The organism is Ruegeria sp. YTSC325 (genome assembly GCF_059609525.1).
The window spans coordinates 67,905-94,539 of record NZ_JBXWLY010000018.1; the positions used below are offsets into that span (position 1 = coordinate 67,905).

Consider the following 26,635-nt stretch of genomic DNA (forward strand, 5'->3'; position numbering starts at 1 on the left):
TTAACGTCCTACCGCATAGGCCTGCATCAAGCGCGGCGTTGCCGCCGCGCGCATTGATCCGTCTTTTTCCCGCAAGGCCGCTGTCAGGCGTCCAACCGTCCAGGGATCAGCAACAGTGATCTTGTGGCCACGTGCGCGCAGATCCTCAATCACGGCCTCGCCAAAGGTTGCCTCGATCATCATCTCACCGGGCGCTGCGGCGCGCGGGTAGAATGACCCCTGAAAATGCATCGAATGGAACAGTGGCGCGTCCATGCATTCCTGCAATCCCAGCCCGAAATGCACGAACCGCAGGAACCAGATCAGTTGCCATTGATCCTGTTGATCTCCGCCAGGCGTCCCGAAGACCAGCTGGACGCCGTCCTTTTCAGCCAAACTGGGCGTCAGTGTCGTTCGGGGCCTGCGCCCCGGTGCCAGTGAGGTCGGCAGGCCGGGTTCCAACCAGAACATCTGTGCCCGGCTATTGAGCGGAAATCCCAGACCCGGAATGACCGGAGAGCTTTGCAACCATCCCCCCGATGGCGTGGCCGCAACCATATTACCCCAACGGTCGATCACATCCAGATGCACTGTATCGCCGCGTTTTTCTGTCAGGTGAGACATCGTCGGCTCACCCGCGCTCGCTCCGGTTCTGGCCGAAAAGTCCTGCGTCGCGCGGGCAACATAGGCATCCGCCAAATGTTCAAACCCGGGGACGCGACCCGGGCGGTGGTCTTGCGAAGCATCTACGCCAATCATCGCACGACGTTCTGCGGCGTATTCGTCGCTCAGCAGATAGTCCATTGGAATATCACTGTGATCGGGGTCGCCGTAATAGGCCTCGCGATCCGCATAGGCGAGCTTCATCGCCTCGATCACTGTATGGACGAACTCGGCCCCGCTCGGGTCCATCGCGCCAAGGTCTATCCCTTTGAGGATCGCCAAAGTTTGCAAAAGGACCGGACCCTGGCTCCAGGCGTGTGTCTTGTGGACCGTCCAACCGTGGTATTCATAGGTCAGCGTGTCCTCATAAGTTGCCTCCCAATTCGCCATGTCAGCAGGGGTCATGACCCCTGCATTGCGTTGGCCTGATACATCCATGACCTTGGCGTCGCTCAGGTAGTCGAAAATACGATCGGCGACGAATCCTTCGCGCCATAGCCGTCGGGCGGCATCAATCTGTTCAGTGCGATCGCCATGCGCGGCCTCGGCATCAGTCACTATTCGCTCATAGGTCGCTGCCAGATCGGGATTGGCGAAAATACTGTGCGGCTCGGGCGCTTTGCCATCGGGCACCCAGGTTTCCGCCGAACTGGGCCATTCGTCTTCAAAAAAATCTGAAAGACCGTCGATTGTATGTGCAACACGCGGCAGCACGGGATGACCATCCCTCGCATAAGCGATGGCAGGTTCCATGACGTCCCGCAGCGGTAGCGAGCCGTGATCGCGCAGCATAAGCATCCAGCCATCGAAAGCTCCGGGGATGACTGTGGCCAACAGCCCCGAACCCGGGATCAGGTTCAGGCCCAACCCTGTGTAATGTTCAATCGTGGCTGCGGCAGGTGCAGGCCCTTGGGCGCACAGAACCTGCGTTTTGCCAGTTTCGGCCGAGTGGATAATGGCAGGCATATCGCCTGCGGGTCCGTTCAGATGGGGTTCAACCACTTGCAGTGTCATCGCGGTGGCGACGGCAGCATCAAAGGCGTTGCCGCCCTTTTCCAGAATGCCAAAGCCCACAGCCGAGGCGATCCAATGGGTCGAGGTAACGACACCAAACGTGCCTCGGATCTCGGGGCGGGTGGTGAATTCAGTCATTCTTAGTCTCCGAAATCAATGTTCGCGCGGGTCCAGCGCATCGCGCAGCCCATCGCCCAGAATGTTGAACCCCAGCACCACAAGGAAGATTGCAATGCCCGGCCACATGGCCATCCACGGGGCTTGATTGAGGAAGTTTTTCGCCGTGTTCAGCATCGAGCCCCAGCTGGGCGCAGGTGGCTGTTGCCCAAGGCCAAGGAAAGACAGTGACGCCTCGGCAATGATGGCGGTGGCGATGGTCAGAGTGGCCTGCACCAGAACCGGCGGCAGCACGTTGGGGAAAATGTAGCGGCTGAGGATTTTCGAGGTCGGCAAGCCGATGGCACGGGCTGAGGTGACGTAGTCCTCGGCCCGAACCGACAGCACTTGCCCACGGGTCAGGCGTATGAAGACAGGGGTCGCAGACAGGCCAATGGCGATCATCGCGTTGGTCAGGGACGGCCCCAAAAACGCCGCCAGAGCGATGGCGAGGATCAGGAACGGAGCCGCCAAAAGGGCCTCAGTGCAGCGCGAGATGATGGCATCGATCCAGCCGCCGAAATAGCCCGCAATTATGCCAAGCGGGACGCCCAGAAGCACCGCAATCCCGACCGAGACAACACCTGCCAGCAGCGACGCCTGCGCGCCCCAGATCATGCGGGACAGGACATCCCTGCCGATTTCGTCGGTGCCGAATGGATGCGCTGCGGTGGGTGGTTTGCGCACCGCCCCCCAGTCGGTCGCCGCCGGGTCGGGAACCGGCAGGATCGGGGCCAGAAGGGCAATCAGCACGAAAAACGTAACCAGAAAACCGCCCAGCATGGCGCTTTTGTGCGTGCGGAATTTCTTCCAGACCCGATTTTCCGGGCGGCGGGACAGGATGGGATCAGCTAGGGCCATGTCACGCATTCCTCAGACGGGGGTTCAACAGCACATAGGCCACGTCAGCCAACAGGTTCATCACGATGAACCCCACGGCTGTGACCAGCACGATGCCCTGCACCACAGCGTAATCACGGTTGAACACTGCATCGACGACCATCTTGCCGAAGCCGGGAATGGTGAAAATCTGTTCGGTCAAGACGGCACCTGCAATCAGCTCTCCAAACAGCAAGGCGGTCAGGGTCACAATCGGGGTCAGCGCGTTGCGGAAGGCGTGTTTCAGCACCACGCGGCGCTCATACAGACCCTTGGCACGTGCAGTGCGGACATAGTCGGATTTCAGCACACCCAGCATCGCCGACCGGGTATGTCGCATCAGCGTCGCGGCCAGTGCGGTACCCAGCACAAAGGCGGGCATAAGCATGGTGGTGATGGATTTCACAGGGTCCTCGGACAGGGGTACATAGCCTGAGGCTGGCAGCAGGTTCAGTTTCACGGAAACCAGCAGGATCAGCATGATCCCCAGCCAGAAATTCGGAATGGAAAGCCCGGACAGAGCCACGATATTGGCAATGTAGTCTGTAATAGTACCTTTCTTGACCGCCGACAAAATGCCCGCCGGTATCCCGATCACCAGCGCAAACAGGATCGCCATGATGGCAAGCTGGATCGTCACCGGCAGCTTTTCCGCAATCAGCTCGGTCACGGGCTGATTGGTGCGCAGCGAAATGCCCAAATCCCCCTGCAACGCGTTACCGACCCATGTCAGATATTGTACCGGGATCGGATCGTTCAGGCGGTATTTCTCGCGCAGGAATTCCAGCACTTCGGGGTCGCGCTCTTCGCCTGCCATGGCCAGCACAGGGTCGCCCGGCAACAGCTTTTGCAGGCTGAACACGAAGATCGAGATCAGCAGGATCGTGGGGATCGCAATCAGGATGCGACGCAGAATGAAAGACAGCATAACAGGGGCTTTCGGTTAAAATACCCGCCCGGCTGGAGGACCGGGCGGGCCGTGAGTGGCTTATTTCTCCAGTTTCACGCCTTCCAGCCGGATCATCCCATCCGGATAGGGGGTGAAGCCCGAGAGGCCATCATCAAGCGCCCAGATCCATGTCTGGTGATACAGGTACACAATGGGCATATCTTGGGCCAGAATGTCCCGTGCCGCGTCATAGTCCGCCTTGCGCACGTCGAAATCGGTCGAGGCGCGGGCGTTGTTCAGCATCTCGTCCACTTTCGGGTCCGAGTAGTGGCTGTCATTGATGCCGCCACCGGTGGTCATGAACTGGTGAATGTTACCATCGGGATCCACGCGGCCCGACCATCCGATCTGGCTGGCCTGATAGTCACCGGCGCTTTGATCGGCCAACAGGGTGGCAAATTCCTTGGACGTGATCTCGATTCTGATCCCGGCTTCGGCCGCCATGGCCTGCACGACCTGCATCAGTTGTAGCGGAACGGTGGTGTTGGGAACCTGAACCTCAAGGTCGATCCCGTCGGGGAAGCCCGCCTCGGCCAGCAGGGCCTTTGCTTTTTCCACGTCACGCGCGGGCACCGGGTGATCGGCGTCATACCATGGAGACGTGGGCGGGAAGGGCTGGTTGCCCGGCGCAAACGCACCTTCGAACACAACCTGGTTGATCGCATCACGGTCCAGCGCATAGCTGAGCGCCTGACGCAGACGTTTGTCATTGCCCCACGGGTTGTCGCCCTTGTCACCATTATTCACATTGATGGTAATGCCCTGATATCCAAGCGAAACGGCGCGTTCAACGTTGATCCCGCCATCACCTTCAGCCTGCGCGAGGTCAGTCGCGGCCAGACGTTCCAGCATGTCGATGTCACCCGATTGCAGGTTGGCCAGACGAACGGTGGTGTCCGGGATCGGCAGGAAGGTGACGCTATCGAAATGGATTTCACCCGCGTTCCAGTAGTCAGGGAACCGCTCGAGCGCGATACGATCCTGAGCGACGCGTTCCTTGAACTTGAACGGGCCCGAGCAGACTGGGTTCAGACCGAAATCCGCCCCTGCCGCCTTTGCCGCAGTCGGCGACACCATCATGCCCGAGCGGTCGGCAAATTGCGCCAGCAGGGTCGCGTCGGGCGCGGCCATGTTGAAACGAACAGTGTAGTCATCGACCACATCGACACCGGTCACGGACTTCAGCTCGGACTTGCGGCGCGATTCCTCAAGGTTCTGCGACCGGTCAATATTGTCGGCCACGGCCTGCGCGTTGAACGGCGTGCCATCATGAAACACTACGCCTTCGCGCAGGGTCATGGTCAGGGCCTTGCCGTCCTCGCTCCATTCCCAGCCGGTGGCCAGTTGCGGGATCAGCTCAAGGTCAGGGGTGATGTCGACCAGCTTGTCACACATCGAGGCATAGACGATGCGGCCAACAAATGTGCGCGACTGATCGGGGTCCAGCACGTCGGCGTCGGATTGCAAGGCGATGCGCAAGTCGGCGGCCTGCGCGCTCAGCGCGGTTGCGCCGAGCAGTCCGGCCAACAGACCGGTTTTCAAGACATTCATGATGTTTCCTCTCTGTTTTCGGCAGAAGCCGGGGGCGTTTGGACAGCCGCGCGATACAGCGCGAACCGCTCTTCTGCTCCGGCGCTGCGGCGTCGGGGCGGGGCCGGTTTTCCGGCCTCTGGTATGGTTTTCCAATGATGACAGGCGACGTGATGGCCGCTGCCTGCGTCCTCCAGAACTGGGGGCATCGTCCGGCAGTCTTCTTGCGCAAAGGGGCAACGAGTATGAAACCGGCACCCTGCTGGCGGTGCGGACGGGCTGGGCGTTTCCCCGTTCAGCGCCATGTGATCGCGTTCGCGCCCCGGCTCGGGTTCCGGGATCGCGGATAGCAGTGCGTGCGTATAGGGGTGGCGCGGTTCCTCGAACACCTGATCGGCGGGGCCGGTTTCAACCACCTGACCCAGATACATCACAGCGATGCGGTCGCTCATGTGTCGGATGACGGCCAGATCATGGGCGATGATGACCAATGTCAGGTCAAGGTCCTCTTTCAGATCGTTCAGCAGATTGACCACCTGCGCCTGTACCGACACATCCAAAGCCGAGACCGGTTCATCCCCGATCAACAGCCGGGGACCCGAGGCCAACGCGCGCGCGATTCCGATCCGTTGCCGCTGGCCGCCCGAGAACTCGTGCGGATACCGGTTGGCGTGATCTGGCAGCAATCCGACCTGTGCCAATAGCGCGGCCACCTTTTGACGACGCGCGTCCTCATCCAGCTCGGGCGCGTGAACTTCTAACGGTTCGCCGACCAATTTGCCCACGGTCATACGGGGGTTCAGGGATGAGAACGGGTCCTGAAATACGAACTGCATCTGTTGGCGCAGCGGGGCCATGTCGCGGCGGGGCAAGTCCTGAACCTCTTGCCCGTCAAACAGAACCTGACCCGAGGTTGGCCGATCCAGCCGCATCAAAAGCCGCGCAAGCGTTGACTTGCCGCAACCGGATTCTCCGACAATGGCAAAGGTCTCACCCGTGTGGACCGACAGAGAAACACCATCGACCGCACGCACTTTGGTTTTGCGCTCAAACAACCCGGTGCCCAGTGTGAAATGACGGGTGAGGTTCCGTGCCTCAAGGATTACATCGCGCATTTGACCCCCTTGAGTTGCTCCAGAGGGGCATAGTGGCAGGCCACCGCATGGTTCTGCCCAACGTCAGACAATACCGGGCGATTTGCGCAGTCATCAGTCGCAAAGGGGCAGCGCGTGCGAAACCGACATCCCAGCGGCATGTCCGCCAGCGAAGGCACGGTGCCGGGCACGGTTATCAGCTTGTCGCGCGATCCGCTCATGCGTGGGACCGAGCTCATGAGCCCGATGGTGTAGGGGTGTTGCGGGTCATCGAACACAGCATCCACTGGACCGCTTTCCACGATTTGCCCGCCATACATCACCGCCACATTCGTCGCTATTTCAGCGACAACGCCCAGATCGTGGGTAATGAAAACGGCACCCATTCCTGTTTCAGCCTGAAGTTCCCGGATCAGGTCAAGGATTTGGGCTTGGATCGTGACGTCCAGGGCCGTGGTCGGCTCATCCGCGATCAGCAGCGAGGGATTGTTGATCAATGCCATCGCGATCATCACCCGCTGCCGCATCCCACCAGACAACTGATGAGGATACTCGTTCAACCGCTGCTCAGGGGCCGGGATACCTACGCGCCGCAGCATGGTCAGGGCAGCTTCATCGGCCTCGGCACGGCTATAGTTGCGGTGGTGCAGAACGGCCTCTGTAATCTGATCCCCGATCTTGAAGGCGGGGTTGAGCGAGGTCATCGGCTCTTGAAAGATCATGGCCATCCTGTCGCCTCGGGTGGCGGCATCAAGCTGTTCCGAGCGCAAATCATAGCTGCGTCCTTCGAAGTCCAACCGCCCTGATGGAATTTCGATGACATCCCGCGGCAACAGACCCATCAAGGCCATGGCGGTTACGGACTTACCGCAACCGGACTCGCCGACAATGCAAAGCGTTTCACCCGCTGAGACACTCAGGTTCAAGTCGTCGACCGCAGCAGTAGACTGGCCACGAAACGACAGGCTGAAGGCGGACAGCTTCAGGATTTCGACGCTTGTGTCAGGCGTGGTGCGGACACTTGGTGTGGACACAGGCGCAACCTTTTCGTTAAACCAATGTGTAATTGGTTGCATCTTTGAAAAATACTTGTCAACGCTTTGATGCAGTTTTTCCAGCCGTCAGACGCGATCCACGAATTTGCGCCCGCCTTTTAAGCACTCATGACTCCCACAAAACGGCGGACTGAAAACCCAAACTGATCTTTTGATTAAATTTGAACCAAACGCCGCACCCCGGTCGTTGGCTTCACACGACAAAAGGGTGTGGCATCGCATTTAGTTTCGACGCAACGCTTTGTGGTTAGGGACAGGCAGCCCTAAACATGTTGCAACAACAAGGTTAAATCGCGCCCTGCCATGCAACGCCGGGGCCCAAACGATACCCCCATGGCAATCCCGCATTGCGCCAACCATTAAGCGCACGTACGCCGCGAGCGTCCTTGTCACCCTCAAACCCTTCGATCAGATTCCAGACATTTGTATAACCCGCCTTGGCCAATTGACGGGTTGCGACAGCAGACCGCGCCCCTGACCGACAAGTGACAAAAACGGCATCCTGCCGCGATCTCCCCTGCTGCTTCAACAAAGCATCAAAGTCGGGCACCAGATTACGATTATTTTTCATCTGGTACTGACCGCTTTGCGGATCGACTTGGTGGGTGACAATGCCCAGAGGGATGATCTTGTCCAACCCCTCGGGGTGGCCCACAAAAGAAATCTCGATCGGGTCGCGTACGTCGACGAACAAGATGTCACTATCCCGCTGCAGCGCCGCAAATGCGGCCTGTGGTGTCAAATACAAGCCCAATGGTGTCCGTTGCCGGTCTGATAGGCGCGCTGGATCGACCGAAGTTTCAATCGAACTGGCACCTGAAACCAACGACGGTAAGGCCAGCGCCGTCGCGATCCCCATACCCAGAACGGCCCTGCGTGACGGAGGTGTGCGCAGGGTCATTGGTCGACCTTTCCACAGGTGCATAGACCCAGCATCGCGTAGATCGGACAGAACTTGACGAAAGCTGTAACGACAAACACCGCGCCCAGCCAGCCCCACAGGCCAACAGTGTCAGTCAAAGCCAAGAGGATCAGCGCTGTCCCCAGGATCAGACGCAATGCGCGGTCGATAGAGCCTACGTTGGATGTGAATTGCATGATCGAATCTCCTTGATGATCTGGGAAGAGATTCGCAGCTTTTGGCTTGGCTATATGTGACGAGGTCACACAGACCCGGATTTTGCGTGCAACTGCAATGCAGAACGATTCTGCAGGTGGATTACACCCCGTTCCAACGCGACCCATCCCCGGTGTTCGAAATCCTTAAGAATACGCGACATCACCTCGCGTGCGCTGCCCAGCTCAGTGGCAATTCGCTGATGAGTGGTGTGAATGTCGGGGACATCTTTGCCTTGATCCAGCAACCACTGCGCCAGCTTCTGATCCATACGGTTCAGCAAAAGGTCGTCGATGACTTCGGACAGTTCGACGATCCGTTGAGAAAATGCCATGAAAACCGCAGCGCGAAACGCCGAGTCCATAGCCAGTAGCGCGTTGAACCGGTCCCGGCCAATCGCCAGTGCGGTCACTGCCCCTTCGGCATAGCCAAAACCGGAATATGGAATGTCGGACAACATACAAGATGTCGTCATCACACAGCTATCATTGGGACCAACGCGGTACAGCACCACCGTGCGACCAGACGGGCTGGTTTGTTCAACGCGCACGATCCCCGACCGGACAATCAGAAAAACCTGTCCGTAGGCACCCGGAGCAAACAACTGCGCTCCGTCAGGGATTGTCATGCGCGTCCCTTCAGATTCCAGCCGGTCGAGTATGGCCGTGCTCCAACTTTGATGCGTCACGTAGGTAGCTCCGATTTGCGATGACTCGAACTTAAGCGCTGGCCGCTTTGGGAAAAACCCATACCGCCTGTGACAAATCCACGTCTGGCGGGGCAAGTGACTCAAATTCCCAAATGGGACTGCCCTTGCGAGCCCTATTTCCGCTGCTTCACCAAACCGGCAAAATTGTCAGCCAACGCTGAGGCATCATCCCGATCCATTTTCACAGTCGGCAAGGCCGAGAGATCAAGCCGGGTTTCGCCGTCGAACAACGCCATTATATCAACATCAAATGCAATTTCGCGCGCGCCGCTCTCTAGGTTTAAAGCAAGGCTTTGCTCACGCATATTCTCGTCAAACCCGACATGGTAGACCAGCGGGATAAGCCCATCCGCCCCGCGCAGAGCGCCTTCGGCCAGTACGAACTTGTAGCCGATCTCCCAGTTCCAGGCCATGCGGCTGTTCGGGTCTACATCTCCGCGCGGCGTGATCGACCCGTTGGTCTGAGCATCCAAACCGATGGCGAAGGTGATTTCCGAGACGGTCTGCAAGGGCATTTCCGGGATAGTGACCTCATATGTTTGGCTACGGCCATCAAACCTGATCAGGTAATAGCCGTCGGCAACCGCAAATTGCCGGGTGCCATCGGAAAACACCACATTGCTTAGAAAAAATCGAAAGTCGCGCAGGCGAAAAGGTTCGCCCCCTATTGGATCGGAATGGACAAATTCATCGAAAATAAAAGGCGCGTCACCGTTCATCGCGTGGAATTCAAGCGTCATCGGAGATTGAGCCGCAACCTGCGCGCCCCACAAGGTAAGACCCAACCCTGCCCCCATCATGTGTCGTTTTACCGTTAGAAGATTGATCATGAACAGCACCTTAAAATGGGTTCGAAAACTTTGGATTTGACAAGAATGCTTCGTCCGTGAGCGTGTGCAGAAAGGCGATGATTGCATCTATTTCCACTTCGGTCAGTTGCAGCCCCAATGCCTGTGTCGGGTCGGCCACTTCATTATCTGCCTCGAGGATCAGCGGGCTAAGCGTACTGCTGAGGACGATACCTTCATTGTAGTGGTTCAAAACCTCTCGCAATGTCTCAAAACGCCCATCATGCATATAAGGACCGGTGACTGCGATATTGCGCAGGCTGGGTACTTTGAACTTTCCATGGTCACCATCGTAGTCGGTCGTGGCACTCAGGCCGGGCTTTAGGGCTGTATCGGGGTCTAAACCGTTGTTGCTGAACCCATCAAACCCTTCGGCAAATCCGGCGGTGACAAACTGACTATGGCAATCGATACAGTTCCCTCCGCGCAGTGATGTTTTCACATCCGGATGCGCCATGAACAGTTTGCGCCCATGCTCCTCCTGATCGTTCAACTTGATTTCACCCCGCAGGTAACGATCATATTTGCTGTCGGCGGAAATCAACAGTCGAACAAATGTCGCCAGCGCTTTGGAAACGGCCTGTTCCGAGATTTCGCCGTAAGCAGCGTCAAACATTTCTTGGTAGTGGGCGGAAGCACTCAACTCATCCAACAACGCGTCCAGAGGCTGATTCATCTCAATCGGGTTAAGCAAAGGTTGCAGGGCCTGATGTTCAAGGCTTGGGCTGCGTCCATCCCATAGAAACAGTTGCGGCCCCCAAAGCAGATTGCCCAGGGCCATTGCATTGAAGTCCAGTTCTTCACCGTTATGCCCAACCGACCGCGCGCGGCCATCTGTGAACCCACGAGCCTGTTCGTGACAGGTTGCACAAGACATCGTGTTGTCACCCGACAGGATCGGGTCGTAAAACAGATTTCGACCCAGCTCAAAGGCTTCTTCCGTCAGCGGGTTGTCGGCGGGTACCGTGAACCGGCCAAATACAAAGGGTGCTTGAAAGCCCTCTATCGGCGTAGGATCGGCATGGCCCTGACCATCAAATGAACCAAAAAGCACCGAAGCCAAAACGGCCGTTAGCCCGGTGCAAACGGCCTTTTTGGACTTGGAAGAACGCAGCCTAGTGGTGATGTACGAAGCCCGAGCCAAACAGGCCTTCGACATTTTCGACCCCTTTCCGGTACGTTTCTTTGAAATTCACCGTGCCCAGACGTTCTCCGGTTTCCAGATCATGGACGGTAATTGTATTGGCATTGACCGACGCGATAAAATCGACATCCGTCGGATCATTCGCTTCAGCATTTCCAAGGTTCAAAAGGTTGTTCTGAACGGCGATCAGATCGCGTCCAGACGCCGAAGTGAAAAAGATCATGTGATGCGCACCTGGATCGGCAACGATATCAGGACCAGACGAGACAAGCTGAGGCAGCTTCGACAAGTCGTAGCGCTTTACGACACCCGGCAGAGCGTGACTGATAAACAGCTCATCCTCGGTTCCATAGAACTCAAGTGGCACGCCTGTGCCGTTTTCAGTGCCGGAATAGATCACTTTGCCTTCGCCAAACGTCTTAGTCGCCGCATCGTAAGGGATGGACCAGGTTTCAAAGCCAAACATCGTATTCACCATGACCGCTGGTTCGATCTCTGGGTGGATCGACGGGCGGGCAAAAAGCACCTCGACCGGAGATGAAGGAAAGCCAATCGGTGTCTCACCTTCGACCGTAATTGTCTGGATAGGTTCAAGCGTATTGAGATCGATTACCGTGATTGAATTGCCAACTCCGGTCGCCAGGTCAGGATGGACTGTTGACGAGATCACCATACGATCTTCAAACGCCGAAATCCCGTGGGGATACATGATGTAAGGCGCACCCTCAGCGATCTCGCTCTTACGGGCCTCAATGACTTTTACGACTTCATTCGTCTGTGGATCAAACACACCTAATGACCCACCGTCGTCGCCCCCAAGGCCACCCATGAACGTGACAAACATGTACTCAGACCCATTCGACGTGGTCCACATGATGTCTTCGCCGACCATCTGGCCCGCGGTGTCTAGACATTCAAAACCTGAGACCTGTGGCGCACCGCTGGAATCGCGGACAAGACCGATTTCTGCCAAACTGCATGTTGGGTCCAGCCCGGTGGCATACAGGCGACCATTCGGACTGTAATACAAGTGATGAAACGGCTCAGCCATATCCGGTTGTTCGGCTTCGCTGAGTATTTTCCCGAAGTTTTCGGATTCCGGATCAAGCTCGACAATCGCGACACTGTGCGACGTGTCCAAAGTTGGCAGTCCGCGCAGCAAAACCGTACCCTGACTTTCTTCGCGAGCACTTTCAGCCAGTAGAGATGTTCCGCCCGCAGCGATTAAAATCGGCAAAGCAAACGCGCTGAGTATCCTTGATGTTTTCATATTGATTTCCCCCCCAATATTTACACGAAAACAAACGTAAAACCCTCCTTCTAAGGGCTGCACGGAACATTTGCCTGACCGTCAGTGATCGCATCTTCAACACACCGAAAATGCTGGCACATGTCTAAGACGATAGCGTCTTGCGATTATTCTGTGCACACAAACCTTAACGCACCCCACTCAAAATTTCGAGGTTGCCGCGTGAATGATGGCTGTTTTAATGCAAACCTTAGCTACTAAATCGCGAGTTTTGCCCGAAATGTACGGGCTGCGCTTGCTCTCAGGAATTGGGTGTCGGCTTAGAACTTGAAAGCATGCGTCGTTTCTCGGCCATTGTCTCTCGCCGGCGTCTTTCAATTCCCAAGCGGAAAGACTCCTCTACAAAATCAATATGGTCGAATGCGGCCTGTTCGGCACGCGCCTCGTCGCCCGCAATGACAGCCTCACCCAGTTCTTTGTGCTGTTGCACCAATCGCTCGCCGGTTCCGTCAATGGTTTTCAGGAACTCGCGGTTGTAGAAAACGCCTTGGCGAGTCAATTCATAGATTGAGGCCATCATGTGAATAAGCGTGGCATTCTGGCTTGCGTCGACAATTGCTGCGTGCAAGGCAAAGTCAGCCTCACGAGAAGCAGCCGGATCATTCGCGCGCCAAGCTCGGTCATCTTCGGCCAGAATTTCCGTGATCCGTTCTTTGTCGGCCTTAGTCGCGCGGCGCGCGGCCAGTCGCGCAGCAAAGCCTTCTTGTTCGCGGCGATACTCAAGATAGTCGAAAAAGGCAGGCTCGTGGCGTTCGTACAATGCCAGCAAAGCAGGCATCATTGCCTGCCCTGTCAAAGCGGCCACAAAAGTGCCTTCGCCGTGTTGGGTTGTGACCAGACCACGCTCTTCCAGAACATGTAGCGCTTCACGCAGTTTAGGCCGGGACACGCGCAACATCTCTGCCAAATCGCGTTCGGAAGGCAGTTTGCGGCCCTGCTTGAGAATACCTGAAGCAATAAGATCCTCGACCTGGGCAACCACCGCATCTGCAAGCGATTCGTGGCCGATTGGTTCAAAAATCGCAGTTGGTGTCATCACGCGCGGCCTTTTGTGGTTTGGGCTCAGTCGTTCTTACTGGTAAATTAAAATAACCTTTGAGACGCCAAACTTCAACTAGTTTCTGCGCGAACAGGCTCACCTGACGAATTACCTTAATAGTCTGTTTTAAATTATTTTATTCTGTATTCCTGAACTTCTCGCACAAAGTCAGAAATTATCCATTGATCGAGACGTAAGGCAGTTTGTGCCTGCGGCCACATGATCCAGTGGTAAATAAAGTTGTTGACTGGATATGTTGGTAAACTTTATTGACCACTCAAGGCGCCAGATAACCTAGCGTCACAGATTGATTGGACGTTGCGTCCGAACCATCCCGGAGGAGAATTCATGAAAAAGACCCTGACGAGCCTTGCAGTAGCTGCCAGCTTGATCGCCGCACCCGCACTTGCCGCCGACAAGCTGCTGCTGAAAACACCTATCGCCTTCTCGACCGAACTGCCGGGTCTGGGCTCGCCGATTCCACGCGTGGCCGAGCAGCTGCAGCTGATGTCGGGCGGTACGCTGAAGATGAAGGTCTATGAGCCGGGCAAGCTGGTTCCGCCATTTGAGATTCTGGATGCGGTGTCGACTGGTAAGATCAACTCGGGTTACACCACCGCTGGCTACTGGGCGGGTAAAATCCCCGCCGCACCGCTGTTCTCGGCCGTTCCGTTTGGCCCCGAAGCCGGCGAATACATGGCCTGGATGTATTACGGAAACGGTCGCGCGCTGTATCAGGAAATGTACGACCAGGCGGGCTATAATGTGCACGTCATGCCCTGCGCCATCATTGCCCCCGAAACCTCGGGCTGGTTCGCAACCGAGATCAACAGCCCCGAAGATCTGGACGGCCTGAAGATGCGCTTCTTTGGCCTGGGCGGCAAAGTCATGCAGAAGCTGGGCGTCGCAACCTCGTTGCTGCCAGGCGGTGAGATCTTCCCCGCGCTGGAGAAAGGCGCAATCGACGCGACCGAGTTTTCGATGCCCGCGATCGATGCTCGCCTGGGCTTCCACAAGCTGGTCAAGTACAACTACTTCCCCGGCTGGCACCAGCAGGCAACCGTGTTCGAATTGATGATCAACAAGGATGTTTGGAACGAAGCCAGCGATCAGCACAAGGCGATCATCGAAAATGCCTGCAAAGCGTCGATGACAGACAGCTTTGCCGAAGGTGAAGCCATTCAGCACGCAGCGTTGCTCGACAACGTCGAAAATAACGGCGTCACCATCAAGCAATGGTCGCCCGAGATGCTGGACACCTTCCGCGCCACTTGGGAAGAAGTTGCTGCTGAAGAAGCTGCAAACGACGCCTTCTTTGCCAAAGTCATGGCCGACATCACTGAGTTCCGCGAAGGCTATGACCTGTGGAAAACAAACGCGTTCCTCCCTCGTCAGTAAATTGAACGACTGACGCGTCCGGGGCGGCGGGCTCCTCCGCCCCGGATATTCAAAGGACCACTGCCTGCAAAGCCTTGATCGCGCCCGCGCCGATCAACCGAGGGAGGATTACCCATGGCCACGCCAAAGAACGTCAATGATCCGGTCGAAGCCTATGAAGGCCTCCTGGAACATCCCGATACAGACCGCCAAAAAATTGCTGTTGCCCTAGACACCAGCGTAAAGGCCGTTGGCCATGTGGTGATGTGGGCCAATGTGCTGCTGATGGCCGCGATTTTCACTCAGGTTTCACTGCGCTATTTGTTCAGCCAGAACTATCCCAAACTGGACGAGATCCAATGGCATTTCTACGGCATCGTGACGATGATCGGTATCTCCTACGCCCTGATCACCGACAGCCATGTGCGTGTGGACGTGCTGCATATGCAGCTTTCCCGCCGCGCTCAGCGGGTGATCGAGGTGATCGGCATCCTGACGCTGCTGACCCCGTTCATCTATCTGATGATCGACCAGGGGTATGATTATTTCTACGAAAGCTTCCGCGTCAACGAACGGTCCGACAGTCCGACCGGCCTTCCGGCACGGTGGGCGTTCAAAGCGGTCATTCCGATCAGCTTTGTGCTACTGGCGCTCGCCGCCCTTGCCCGACTGATCCATGATGGCCACGCGCTGATCTACGGACCCGAGAGCGAACGCGAAGGCGCGCCGCTGCGTCGCGTCCTGCTGGTTCTGGCCGTCTTTGCCGCGATCTGTGTGGGCCTGACATTCCTGGTGGAAACCACCGAGGAAAAGCTGGTCATCGCCATGTTCCTGACCTTCATCGCGCTGCTGTTCACTGGCTACCCGGTGGCATGGGTGCTGGCCGGTGTGGGTGTGGCCTATTGCGGGCTGGCCTATCTGTTCGACAACGACCTGATGCTTTGGACGGGGCTGGAAAGCACCTTTACCGGGCTGGACTATCTGACGTTGGGCGCGGTGGTAAATCGGGTCTATGCGACTATGTCCAATGCGGTTCTGGTCGCCTTGCCGATGTTTATCTTCATGGGTCTGATGCTGGACGAATCCGGCGTGGCCGAGCGCCTGATGTCCTCGATGCAGCGCCTCTTTGGCACAGTGCGCGGAGGTCTGGCGATCACCGTGACCCTGATCGGGATCATCCTTGCGGCTTCAACCGGGATCATTGGTGCGTCTGTCGTGTTGCTGGGCGTGCTCTCGCTGCCCTCGATGATGCAGCAGAAATATCAACCGACACTGGCCGCTGGGGTGGTTTCCGCGTCCGGTACGCTGGGCATTCTGATCCCGCCCTCGATTATGCTGGTGATCATGGCCGACCAGATGGCCCTGTCTGTGGGTGATCTGTTCATGGCCGCCGTCTTCCCCGGTGTAATCATCGGCGGGCTGTACCTGAGCTATATCTTCATCCTTGCGCTGATAAAACGTGACGCGGCCCCTGTCCCCGAAGGTGCCAAGGCCCCCGACTGGGCTGCCGTCAAGGACGTGCTGATTGCCGTCATCCCGACGCTGATGCTGATCCTCGCCGTGCTCGGTTCGATCTTTGCGGGCCTGACCACGCCGACCGAAGCTTCGGGCATCGGGGCACTGGGTGCGACCCTGCTGGCCTTGGGCTATCGCAAGCTGACCTTCCAAAAGCTGTGGAACGTGCTGGTGTCGACCTTCAACACCACCGCCTATATCTTCGCAATCTTCCTAGGCGCGACCGTGTTCTCTTATGTACTACGCGAACTTGGCGGCGATGAACTGATCGAACATGTGGTTCAGTCCACCGGCTTTGGAGCCAATGGCACGATCCTGTTCATCCTGTTCATCGTTTTCCTGCTGGGCTTTGTGCTGGACTGGATCGAGATCACCCTGATCGTCCTGCCCCTGATGCGCCCGATCGTGAATGGGCTGGGCATCGACATCCCCGGCTTTGGCGTTTTGGACGAACCCGCGCTGGTTTGGTTCGTGATCCTAGTGGCAGTCACGCTGCAAACCAGCTTCCTGACACCTCCGGTTGGCTTTGCCTTGTTCTATCTCAAGGGCGTTTGCCCGCCAGAGATTAAACTGACCGACATCTACAAGGGCATCATCCCGTTTGTCCTGCTGCAACTGACCGGGCTGGCGTTGGTCTTCTTGTGGCCCACATTGGCCACCTGGCTGCCATCCGTCGCGTATTGATAGGAGGAAGAGACATGCGTCTAACCGATTGCCATAACTTCCACGATTTCCGCCAACTGGCCAAGCGCCGCCTGCCAGGACCGATCTTCAACTATATCGACGGCGGCGCGGATGATGAGGTAACGTATCGCGAGAACACAAACGCCTTTGATCGCTGCGATCTGCTGCCATCGGTGTTGCGCGGGGTCAAAGACGTGGACATGTCCGTCACCGTCATGGGGCAAAAGCTGGACATGCCGATCTATTGCTCGCCCACCGCACTGCAGCGCCTGTTCCACCATCAGGGCGAGCGCGCCGTGGCGGCGGCGGCCGAGAAATACGGGACCATGTTCGGCGTATCCTCGCTGGGCACCGTTTCGCTGGAGGAGCTGCGCCAGAAACACAAAAACCCGCAGGTCTACCAATTCTATTTCCACAAAGACCGGGGCCTGAACTCGGCCATGATGCAGCGCGCCAAAGAGGCGGGTGTCGAGGTGATGATGTTGACCGTAGACAGCATCACCGGCGGCAATCGCGAACGTGACCTGCGCACGGGATTCTCGATCCCGTTCCGGCTAACGCTGGGCGGCATGATCCAGTTTGCGATCAAGCCGATGTGGGGCATCAACTATGTCACGCACGAGAAATTCCGCCTGCCGCAACTGGATGAACACGTGGACATGAGCGGCGGGGCTAGTTCCATCGGCGGCTATTTCACCGAAATGCTGGACCCGTCGATGAACTGGGACGATGTGGCCCAGATGGTGCGCGAATGGGACGGTCAGTTCTGCCTTAAGGGGATCATGACCGTCGAGGACGCCCGCCGCGCGGCCGAGATCGGCTGTACGGGCATCATCCTGTCGAACCATGGCGGACGCCAGTTGGACGGCTCGCGCACTCCGTTCGACCAACTGGCCGAGATCGTGGATGCGGTCGGCGACAAGCTGGACGTGATGATGGACAGCGGCATTCAACGCGGCACCCATGTGCTGAAGGCGCTGTCGTTGGGGGCCAAGGCGGTTGGTGTCGGACGGCACTATCTGTATCCGCTGGCCGCTGCCGGTCAGCCCGGTGTCGAACGCGCGTTAGGGCTGATGCGGGCCGAGATCGAACGCGACATGAAGCTGATGGGCGTCACGCGAGTTGATCAACTGTCGCGCGCCAATCTGCGGTTTCGCGACCCGGTGACGGTTCAGGGACAGGCGCATCGGAACGCGGCATGACCAACGATGCCCTCATATCCGACTTCCGCGCAATCGTCGGGCCCCGCCATGTGCTGACCGGCGCACGCCCGACCGAGCGGTTCCGCCGTGGGTTCAGGTCGGGTGAAGGCGAGGCGCTGTGCGTCGTACAACCCGGCACCCTGCTGGAACAGTGGAAAGTTCTTCAAGCCTGCGTTGCCGCCGACAAGATCGTCATCATGCAGGCCGCCAATACCGGCCTGACAGAAGGGTCCACACCCTCAGGTCGCTATGACCGCGATGTGGTTCTGATCAATACCCGCCGCATGGATACTCTGGTGCCGCTGAACGGCGGCGAACAGGTTGTCAGCTTTCCCGGTGCCACACTCTTTGCCTTGGAAAAGCTGCTGGCCCCGCTGGGGCGCGAACCGCACTCGGTGATCGGATCCTCATGTATCGGGGCGTCGATTGTGGGTGGGGTCTGCAACAATTCGGGCGGTTCATTGGTTGAACGCGGGCCGGTTTACACCGAACTGTCGGTCTATGCCCGCATCACCGAAGACGGCACGTTAGAGCTGGTCAACCACCTGGGCATTGATCTGGGTGAGACACCGGAACAGATCCTGTCAAATCTCGATGCTGGTCAGTTCGAGCGCAATCCAGGGTCTACGAATAAACGCGCCTCGGCCAGTGACTATGCGCAGATCGTGCGCGACGTGGATGCCGAAACGCCCGCACGATACAATGCGGATAAGGCGAAGCTGTTTGAATCTGCGGGTTCAGCCGGAAAAGTGGCTGTGTTTGCCGTGCGTCTGGACACTTTCGCCAAAAACGAGGCTGAACAGGTTTTCTATATCGGAACCAACTCCCCAGACGATCTGGCCGAGTTGCGCCGGCATATCCTGTCGCAATTCGCGTCCCTGCCAGTCTCGGCCGAGTACATGCAGCGCGACGTGTTCGACATCACTAAGGCCTACGGTAAGGACACGGTGTGGATGATCGACAAGTTGGGCACAGATCGCTTGCCGATGTTCTTTGCGCTGAAGGGCGCAGTGGATGCACGTTTACGGCGCATTCCTTTTCTGCGCAATTTCACCGACCGGTTCATGCAGGCCGCAGTCAGCCTCCTGCCGCAGGTCCTGCCCAAGAGGATGATCGAATACCGAGACGCCTTTGAACATCATCTGATCCTGAAAATGAAGGACGAGGGCATCGAGGCGATCCGCGACTGGTTGCCCGGCTTTTTCAAAGGGCGCGATGCAGGTTTCTTCGAATGCACTCCGCGTGAGGCCAAGATCGCGGGCCTGCACCGGTTTGCTGCTGCGGGCGCTGCAGTGCGCTATATGGCGATCCACGCAGATGAGGTTGAAGATATCATTGCGCTGGACGTTGCCCTGCGCCGCAATGATCGTGATTGGCTTGAGGTTTTGCCGCCCGAGATCAGCGATCAGATTGTACACAAACTCTACTATGGCCACTTCATGTGTCACGTGATGCACCAGGACTATGTGGTGCGCAAAGGGGCAGATCCCAAAGCACTGAAAACTGCGATGCTAAAGCTGTTCGATGCGCGTGGTGCCGAGTATCCGGCGGAACATAATGTCGGGCATCTCTATAAGGCCAAACCCGACCTTGCGGCGCATTATACGTGTTGCGATCCGACAAACTCTTTCAATCCGGGGATCGGCAAGATGTCAAAATCCCGCAACTATGGCGAAGGGATCAAGTAAATCGCCCAAGGCTATGCGTGGCCTTTTTTCAGATAGTTTAACGTTAAACTTTTCCTGAGACGCATAGCTGGTATTCCGCTCAGGCCTATCCGTACGCTGAAAATTACGCTACGTAACATAGCGAGTTAGGTCAAAGTTTCTGACTAATTGGAGGAATTGAAAATGACACGTACTGCACTTGTAACCGGTGGTAGCCGGGGTATCGGCGAAGCGATTTCCAGAAGGTTGAAGGCTGAAGGATATAATGTAGCCGCGACTTATGCTGGCAATGATGAGAAGGCCGCCGCCTTCACCGCCGAGACCGGTATCAAGACGTACAAGTGGAATGTTGCCGACTACGAAGCCTCGGCCGCAGGTATCGCCCAAGTCGAAGCGGACCTTGGCCCCATCGACGTTGTCGTGGCCAATGCAGGCATCACTCGTGATGCACCATTCCACAAAATGACCCCGGACCAGTGGAAAGACGTGATCGACACGAACCTGACCGGTGTGTTCAACACCGTCCACCCCGTCTGGCCCGGTATGCGCGAGCGCAAGTTTGGCCGTATCATCGTCATCAGCTCGATCAACGGCCAGAAAGGTCAGTTCGCGCAGGTGAACTATGCTGCGACCAAGGCGGGCGATCTGGGCGTCGTCAAGTCCCTGGCGCAAGAAGGCGCACGGGCTGGCATCACCGCCAACGCGATCTGCCCCGGATACATCGCAACCGAGATGGTCATGGCCGTACCCGAGAAGGTGCGCGACTCGATCATAGCCCAAATCCCGGCGGGACGGCTGGGTGAGCCTGAGGAGATCGCCCGCTGCGTGGCCTTCCTGGCCTCGGATGACAGTCAGTTCATCAACGGCTCGACTATCTCTGCCAACGGCGCGCAGTTCTTCAGCTAACGCCCGGACATACACAAGAAAGGATCCTGCCACATGAAAGACCTTGAACCCGACATCGACCCAATCGAGTCTCAGGAGTGGCAGGACGCCATCGAAGACGTCATCGAACGGGATGGCGCCAATCGCGCACATTTCCTGCTGGACAAAGCGGTGCAAAAGGCGCGCGCTGCTGGGGCGACCCTGCCGTTTTCGGCAACCACGCCCTATCAGAACACCATTCCTGTCGATGATCAGTATGCCTTTCCCGGCGATCAGGACATGGAATGGCGCATTCGCACGATCAACCGCTGGAACGCGATGGCCACCGTGGTGCGGCGCAACAAGGTCAGCAGCGAATATGGTGGCCACATCGCCTCATTCGCGTCGTCGGCGGTCATGTATGACATTGGCCTGAACCACTTTTGGCGGTCGAAATCAGCGATCCATGGCGGCGATCTGGTGTTCTTTCAGGGCCACGTGATCCCCGGCATCTATGCCCGGTCCTTCATGGAGGGTCGCATCAGCGAAGAGCAGTTGGAAAACTTCCGCTCGGAAGTCAGCGGAGGTGGTCTGTCCAGCTATCCCCACCCGTGGCTGATGCCGGATTACTGGCAGTTCCCGACCGTTTCGATGGGTCTGGGTCCGTTGATGGCAATCTATCAGGCACGATTCATGAAATACATGCACAACCGGGGCCATATCGACATGGCGGACCGCAAAGTGTGGTGCTTCTTGGGCGATGGCGAGATGGACGAACCCGAAAGCCGGGGTGCGATCGACCTTGCCGTGCGCGAAGGTCTAGACAACCTGATCTTTGTCATCAACTGCAATCTGCAACGCTTGGATGGCCCGGTACGTGGCAACGGCAAGATCGTGCAAGAGCTTGAGGGCGACTTCCGTGGCGCAGGTTGGAACGTCATCAAACTGCTCTGGGGCAAAGGCTGGGATCAGCTGTTGGAGAAAGACACCACCGGCCGTCTGCGCCAGTTGATGGATGAGACGGTCGATGGGGACTACCAGACCTTCAAATCCAAGGATGGCGCTTATATCCGCGAACATTTCTTTGGCAAATACCCTGAGACTGCCGCTTTGGTCGAAGACTGGACCGACGATCAAATCTGGGCGCTGCGCCGGGGCGGACACGACCCTGAGAAAGTCTTTACCGCGTTCAAACGCGCAACCGAGAATGAGGGCACTCCAACCTGCCTGTTGGTGAAAACCGTAAAAGGCTATGGCATGGGCTCGGCTGGTGAAGGTCAAAACACCACGCACCAGCAAAAGAAACTGGCCGAAGATCAACTGCGCGCCTTCCGCGACCGGTTCCAAATCCCGGTTAGCGACGAAGATCTGCCAAACGCGCCATTCGTGTCGCTGAACAATGCACAGAAGGCTTATCTCGCAGACCGGCGCAAAGCGTTGGGGGGGGAATTCCCCAAACGCGACAGCACCGCACCCGCTCTGGATATCCCGGACCTGTCCAAGTTCGAAGCGCAGCTCAAAGGCACCGGGGAGCGCGAGATTTCGACCACCATGGCCTTTGTCCGCATCTTGACCACGCTGCTGCGTGACAAAGGGATCGGCAAAAACGTGGTTCCGATCGTGCCCGATGAAAGCCGCACTTTCGGGATGGAAGGGCTATTCCGCTCGGTTGGCATCTACAACCCGGCAGGTCAGAACTACACCCCCGAAGATGCCGATCAGATGATGTTCTACAAGGAAACGACCAACGGTCAGGTCCTGCAGGAAGGCATCAACGAGGCTGGAGCCATGGCCGACTGGATCGCGGCGGCGACGTCCTATTCCAACCACGGCGTGGCGATGATCCCGTTCTTCATCTACTACTCGATGTTCGGGTTCCAGCGGATTGGCGATCTGGCCTGGGCTGCGGGTGACAGCCGCGCGCGGGGCTTCATGCTGGGCGGCACTGCCGGACGGACCACGTTGAACGGCGAAGGGTTGCAGCACGAGGATGGGCACAGCCATATCCTTGCAGGCACCATTCCGAATTGCATCACATATGACCCAACCTTCAGCTATGAGGTCGCGGTGATCATTCAGAACGGCCTGCAACGGATGTATGGCAATCAGGAAGATATCTATTTCTACCTGACCCTGATGAACGAAAACTATGCCCACCCCGACATGCCAATGGGCGCGGAAGAAGGCATCATCAAGGGGCTTTACCGGTTCCAGGAGGTCAAGAAACCCGGCAAGAAGCATGTCAATCTGATGGGCTCGGGCACCATTCTGGTTCAGGCGATGAAAGCCGCCGAGATGCTGAAGAAGGATTTCGGCGTGACCTCGGATATCTGGTCGGCAACCTCGTTCAACGAACTGGCTCGCGATGGTCAGGACGCGGCGCGCGCGAACCGTCTGGACCCGCTGGCCGAAGAACGTGTGCCGTATGTGACCGAGCAGCTGTCTAAAGCCAAGGGCCCGATCATCGCGGCCACCGACTATATGAAGAACTACGCCGAGCAGATCCGCGCCTTTGTGCCGGGCCGCTACACCGTGCTGGGCACGGATGGCTATGGCCGCTCGGACAGCCGGGTGAACCTGCGCCGGTTCTTCGAGGTCGATGCCAACCACATCGCGGCGGCCGCCATGGTCGATCTGTACCGTGAAGGTGCCGTGACCAAGGCCGAGCTCGAGAAAGCGCTCAAGACATATGAAATTGACGGCGACAAGCCGAACCCCCGGTTGGTTTAAGGCCACGGGGCACGAGGAGAAATAGACATGGCAATCGAAGTAACAGTCCCGGATATCGGGGATTTCTCGGACGTTCCCGTCATCAGCATTTTGGTTTCGGTCGGTGACACCATCGCCGCCGAAGACCCGCTGATCGAGTTGGAAAGCGATAAGGCAACGATGGAGGTTCCCTCCCCGGCCGCTGGTGTCGTCAAGGAAATCAAAGTGGCCGAGGGCGACAACGTGTCTGAGGGCGCGCTGATCCTGCTGCTGGAAGGCGATGGGGCCGCTGCCGCCCCGGCCGAGGCTGCGCCCGCACCTGCTGCCGCACCTGCTACCGCTCCGGCAGCGCCTGCTGCCTCGGCACCCGCACCCGTTGTGGATGGTGGGTTCGGCAAGGCCCACGCCTCGCCATCGGTGCGCGCCTTTGCGCGTCAGTTGGATATTGACCTGTCCAAGGTCAACGGCTCAGGCCGTAAGGGTCGTATCTTGCGCGAAGACGTCACCAAGTTCCTGAAGACCTCAACCGCGGCGGCCCCGGCTGCTGCCGGTGCGGCGGGCGGCATGGGCATCCCCCCGATCCCCGTTGTCGATTTCTCGAAATTCGGCCCCGTGGAAGATGTGGAGATGCCGCGGATCAAAAAGCTGTCGGGCCCTGCCCTGCACCGGTCCTGGCTGAATATCCCGCATGTGACGCATAATGACGAGGCGGACATCACTGATCTGGACAAGTACCGCAAGGAAATGGACACGATGGCCAAGGAAGAAGGCTATCGCGTTACCCTGCTCAGCTTTGTCGTCAAAGCCTCGGTCAGTGCGTTGAAACAGCATTGGGAGTTCAACTCGTCCATCCACCCCGATGGCGACAAGCTGATCCGCAAATCCTACTACAATATCGGTTTCGCGGCTGACACGCCCAACGGGCTGGTGGTTCCGGTCATCAAGGACGCCGACCGTAAGGGGATTGTCGAGATTTCCAAGGACCTGATGGAGCTGTCTGGCAAGGCCCGCGCAGGTGAGCTGAAGTCAAACGACATGCAGGGCGCGACCTTCACGATCTCGTCGTTGGGCGGTATCGGCGGCACGCATTTTACGCCCATCGTCAACGCACCCGAGGTGGCAATCCTGGGCCTGACCCGCTCGAAAATGGCGCCGGTCTGGAATGGCGAGGAATTTGTGCCGCGCCTGATGCAGCCAATGTCGCTTAGCTATGACCACCGTGCCGTCGATGGCGCCTTGGCCGCGCGCTTCTGCGTGACGCTCAAGACGCTGTTGGGCGATATGCGCAAGCTGATGTGGTAAGGAGAGATCAGATGGACGTCAAAGTACCCGATATCGGTGATTTCTCCGATGTGCCCGTGATCAGCATTCTTGTCTCGGTCGGCGACACCGTCGCCGCCGAGGACCCACTGATCGAGCTGGAATCCGACAAGGCCACGATGGAGGTCCCCTCCCCCGCCGCAGGCAAAGTGGTCTCGATTGCCGTGTCCGAAGGCGATAACGTCTCGGAAGGTGCGCTGATCCTGACATTGGAAGCAGCCGATGGGGCCGCGCCCGAAGCTGCTCCGGTAGAGGCACCCGCCGCGCCGCAGGCCGTGGCCGCCACCGGCACGGCGACCGGTCAAGGCGATGTGCATGCCGAGGTAGTTGTGCTGGGCTCTGGCCCCGGTGGTTACACCGCCGCTTTCCGTGCCGCCGATCTGGGCAAGAAGGTTGTCATGATCGAACGCAACCCGACGCTGGGCGGCGTCTGTCTGAACGTGGGTTGTATCCCTTCAAAAGCCCTGCTGCACGTAGCCAAAGTTATCACGGAAGCCGAAGAGATGGGCGCACACGGCGTTAGCTTCGGGAAGCCCAAGATCGACCTGGACGAGCTGCGTGCCTTCAAAGACAGCGTTGTTGGCAAGCTGACCGGCGGTCTGGACGGTCTGTCCAAAGGCCGCAAGGTTCAGATCGTGCGCGGCTATGGCCGTTTCTCGGGCCCGAACATGATCGAAGTTGTGGGCGATGATGACATGACCACCGTCTCGTTCGACCAGTGCATCATCGCTGCGGGCTCTGAACCTGTTGAATTGCCTTTCATCCCGCATGACGACGACCGCGTGATCGACTCGACCGGGGCGTTGGAACTGGCGGATGTGCCCAAGCGGATGCTGGTTCTGGGCGGCGGTATCATCGGTCTGGAAATGGCCTGTGTCTATGACGCTTTGGGGTCGAACATCACCGTGGTTGAACTGATGGATCAGATCATCCCCGGTGCCGACAAGGATATCGTCAAACCCCTGATGAACCGCATCAAGGGCCGGTATGAGAACATCTTCCTCAAGACAAAAGTGACCGCGATTGAGCCTTTGAAAAAGGGCCTGAAAGTCACGTTCGAGGATGACAAGGGCGAAAGCTTCACCGACACGTTCGACAAGGTTCTGGTCGCCGTGGGCCGAAAGCCCAATGGCAAGCTGATCGACGCCGAAAAGGCGGGTGTCGTGGTGGATGAACGTGGCTTCATCGCCGTGGACAACCAGCAGCGCACCGGTGTGCCGCATATTTTTGCCATCGGTGATCTGGTCGGCCAGCCCATGCTGGCACACAAGGCCGTGCACGAAGGTAAGGTCGCCGCCGAAGTGGCCGCTGGTCACAAGCGGTTCTTCGACGCCAAGCTTATACCCTCGGTCGCTTATACCGACCCCGAGGTCGCATGGTGCGGGTTGACCGAGACCGAGGCTAAGGCCAAAGGGATCAAGGTCGAAAAAGGCGTGTTCCCTTGGGCGGCTTCAGGCAAGTCTTTGTCCAATGGCCGGTCTGAAGGCATCACAAAATTGCTTTTCGATCCCGAAGATCAACGCGTAGTGGGGGCCTGCATCGTGGGCACGAACGCGGGTGACTTGATCGCCGAGACAGCTCTGGCCATCGAGATGGGCGCAGATGCGGTCGATCTCGGTCACACGATCCACCCTCACCCGACGCTCAGCGAGACGGTTAATTTCGCGGCCGAAATGTTCGAAGGCACGATCACCGACCTGATGCCACCCAAGAAACGCCACTAGGACCTGACCCATGAAGCTAGGCACACCAAAGGAAATACTGGACGGTGAGAACCGGGTCGCGATGACGCCCGAGTCCGCTTTGCAGTTG

General features: G+C 57.8%; 21 protein-coding genes. 8 read left to right on the forward strand and 13 right to left on the reverse strand.

All coding sequences use genetic code 11. The annotated features are described in order from the left end of the window. From AC2FF7_RS19890 to AC2FF7_RS19950, 13 genes are all read right to left on the reverse strand, one after another. Nucleotides 1-1,794, reverse strand: a complete 1,794-nt coding sequence (locus AC2FF7_RS19890; protein ID WP_496906214.1) for a gamma-glutamyltransferase family protein — start codon at nucleotides 1,792-1,794, stop codon at nucleotides 1-3. A 15-nt stretch (nucleotides 1,795-1,809) separates the two neighbouring features. After that, the gene (locus AC2FF7_RS19895; protein ID WP_496906215.1) at nucleotides 1,810-2,673 is read right to left on the reverse strand and encodes an ABC transporter permease; all 864 of its coding nucleotides are present in this window, start codon (nucleotides 2,671-2,673) and stop codon (nucleotides 1,810-1,812) included. A gap of 1 nt (nucleotide 2,674) precedes the next feature. Continuing rightward, nucleotides 2,675-3,619, reverse strand: a complete 945-nt coding sequence (locus tag AC2FF7_RS19900) for an ABC transporter permease (protein WP_170356484.1) — start codon at nucleotides 3,617-3,619, stop codon at nucleotides 2,675-2,677. Nucleotides 3,620-3,679: 60 nt separating this feature from the next. After that, nucleotides 3,680-5,191 carry an ABC transporter substrate-binding protein gene (locus AC2FF7_RS19905; protein WP_170787639.1) on the reverse strand — a complete coding sequence of 504 codons (1,512 nt, stop codon included), beginning with the start codon at nucleotides 5,189-5,191 and terminating at the stop codon, nucleotides 3,680-3,682. Beyond that, entirely contained in the window at nucleotides 5,188-6,285 is a 1,098-nt protein-coding gene (locus AC2FF7_RS19910) for an ABC transporter ATP-binding protein (protein ID WP_480870023.1), read from the reverse strand. Before AC2FF7_RS19910 ends, AC2FF7_RS19905 begins: the two co-directional genes overlap by 4 nt. Beyond that, complete coding sequence (locus AC2FF7_RS19915) at nucleotides 6,273-7,298, reverse strand: ABC transporter ATP-binding protein (RefSeq protein WP_496906216.1); 1,026 nt, start codon at nucleotides 7,296-7,298, stop codon at nucleotides 6,273-6,275. The genes AC2FF7_RS19910 and AC2FF7_RS19915 overlap by 13 nt, the downstream gene beginning before the upstream one ends. A 307-nt stretch (nucleotides 7,299-7,605) precedes the next feature. Beyond that, the gene (locus AC2FF7_RS19920) at nucleotides 7,606-8,220 is read right to left on the reverse strand and encodes a rhodanese-like domain-containing protein (protein WP_480870027.1); all 615 of its coding nucleotides are present in this window, start codon (nucleotides 8,218-8,220) and stop codon (nucleotides 7,606-7,608) included. Continuing rightward, on the reverse strand, nucleotides 8,217-8,417 hold the full coding sequence (locus AC2FF7_RS19925) for a YgaP family membrane protein (protein WP_170356489.1): 201 nt from the start codon (nucleotides 8,415-8,417) through the stop codon (nucleotides 8,217-8,219). The genes AC2FF7_RS19920 and AC2FF7_RS19925 overlap by 4 nt, the downstream gene beginning before the upstream one ends. 65 nt (nucleotides 8,418-8,482) lie before the next feature. Beyond that, a complete protein-coding gene (locus AC2FF7_RS19930; protein WP_170527342.1) occupies nucleotides 8,483-9,064 on the reverse strand; it encodes a Crp/Fnr family transcriptional regulator in 582 nt (193 codons plus the stop codon). Nucleotides 9,065-9,258: 194 nt separating this feature from the next. Beyond that, nucleotides 9,259-9,975, reverse strand: a complete 717-nt coding sequence (locus AC2FF7_RS19935; protein WP_480870030.1) for an MbnP family protein — start codon at nucleotides 9,973-9,975, stop codon at nucleotides 9,259-9,261. 10 nt (nucleotides 9,976-9,985) lie between these two features. Continuing rightward, a complete protein-coding gene (locus AC2FF7_RS19940; RefSeq protein WP_496906217.1) occupies nucleotides 9,986-11,152 on the reverse strand; it encodes a cytochrome-c peroxidase in 1,167 nt (388 codons plus the stop codon). Continuing rightward, nucleotides 11,109-12,407: a hypothetical protein gene (locus AC2FF7_RS19945; RefSeq protein ID WP_496906218.1), complete on the reverse strand. Its 1,299-nt coding sequence runs from the start codon at nucleotides 12,405-12,407 to the stop codon at nucleotides 11,109-11,111. Before AC2FF7_RS19945 ends, AC2FF7_RS19940 begins: the two co-directional genes overlap by 44 nt. Before the next feature lie 280 nt (nucleotides 12,408-12,687). After that, the gene (locus AC2FF7_RS19950) at nucleotides 12,688-13,482 is read right to left on the reverse strand and encodes a FadR/GntR family transcriptional regulator (RefSeq protein ID WP_170755890.1); all 795 of its coding nucleotides are present in this window, start codon (nucleotides 13,480-13,482) and stop codon (nucleotides 12,688-12,690) included. Nucleotides 13,483-13,833: 351 nt separating this feature from the next. Here AC2FF7_RS19950 and AC2FF7_RS19955 point away from each other — a divergent pair, with 351 nt between their 5' ends. From AC2FF7_RS19955 to lpdA, 8 genes are all read left to right on the forward strand, one after another. Then, nucleotides 13,834-14,883 (forward strand): TRAP transporter substrate-binding protein, encoded by a 1,050-nt coding sequence (locus AC2FF7_RS19955; protein WP_480870034.1) that lies wholly within the window; start codon nucleotides 13,834-13,836, stop codon nucleotides 14,881-14,883. 114 nt (nucleotides 14,884-14,997) lie between these two features. Beyond that, nucleotides 14,998-17,061 (forward strand): TRAP transporter large permease subunit, encoded by a 2,064-nt coding sequence (locus tag AC2FF7_RS19960; protein ID WP_496906219.1) that lies wholly within the window; start codon nucleotides 14,998-15,000, stop codon nucleotides 17,059-17,061. A 14-nt stretch (nucleotides 17,062-17,075) separates the two neighbouring features. Then, nucleotides 17,076-18,263 carry an alpha-hydroxy acid oxidase gene (locus AC2FF7_RS19965; RefSeq protein WP_480870038.1) on the forward strand — a complete coding sequence of 396 codons (1,188 nt, stop codon included), beginning with the start codon at nucleotides 17,076-17,078 and terminating at the stop codon, nucleotides 18,261-18,263. Continuing rightward, the gene (gene dld, locus AC2FF7_RS19970; protein WP_496906220.1) at nucleotides 18,260-19,951 is read left to right on the forward strand and encodes a D-lactate dehydrogenase; all 1,692 of its coding nucleotides are present in this window, start codon (nucleotides 18,260-18,262) and stop codon (nucleotides 19,949-19,951) included. Before AC2FF7_RS19965 ends, dld begins: the two co-directional genes overlap by 4 nt. A gap of 162 nt (nucleotides 19,952-20,113) precedes the next feature. Beyond that, nucleotides 20,114-20,836 (forward strand): acetoacetyl-CoA reductase, encoded by a 723-nt coding sequence (gene phbB / locus AC2FF7_RS19975; RefSeq protein WP_480870042.1) that lies wholly within the window; start codon nucleotides 20,114-20,116, stop codon nucleotides 20,834-20,836. A 33-nt stretch (nucleotides 20,837-20,869) separates the two neighbouring features. Continuing rightward, a complete protein-coding gene (gene aceE / locus AC2FF7_RS19980) occupies nucleotides 20,870-23,524 on the forward strand; it encodes a pyruvate dehydrogenase (acetyl-transferring), homodimeric type (RefSeq protein ID WP_170755884.1) in 2,655 nt (884 codons plus the stop codon). A gap of 27 nt (nucleotides 23,525-23,551) precedes the next feature. Continuing rightward, nucleotides 23,552-24,805 carry a dihydrolipoyllysine-residue acetyltransferase gene (gene aceF, locus AC2FF7_RS19985; protein ID WP_496906221.1) on the forward strand — a complete coding sequence of 418 codons (1,254 nt, stop codon included), beginning with the start codon at nucleotides 23,552-23,554 and terminating at the stop codon, nucleotides 24,803-24,805. Nucleotides 24,806-24,816: 11 nt separating this feature from the next. Further along, the gene (gene lpdA, locus AC2FF7_RS19990) at nucleotides 24,817-26,547 is read left to right on the forward strand and encodes a dihydrolipoyl dehydrogenase (protein ID WP_480870047.1); all 1,731 of its coding nucleotides are present in this window, start codon (nucleotides 24,817-24,819) and stop codon (nucleotides 26,545-26,547) included. Nucleotides 26,548-26,635: the final 88 nt, after the last annotated feature.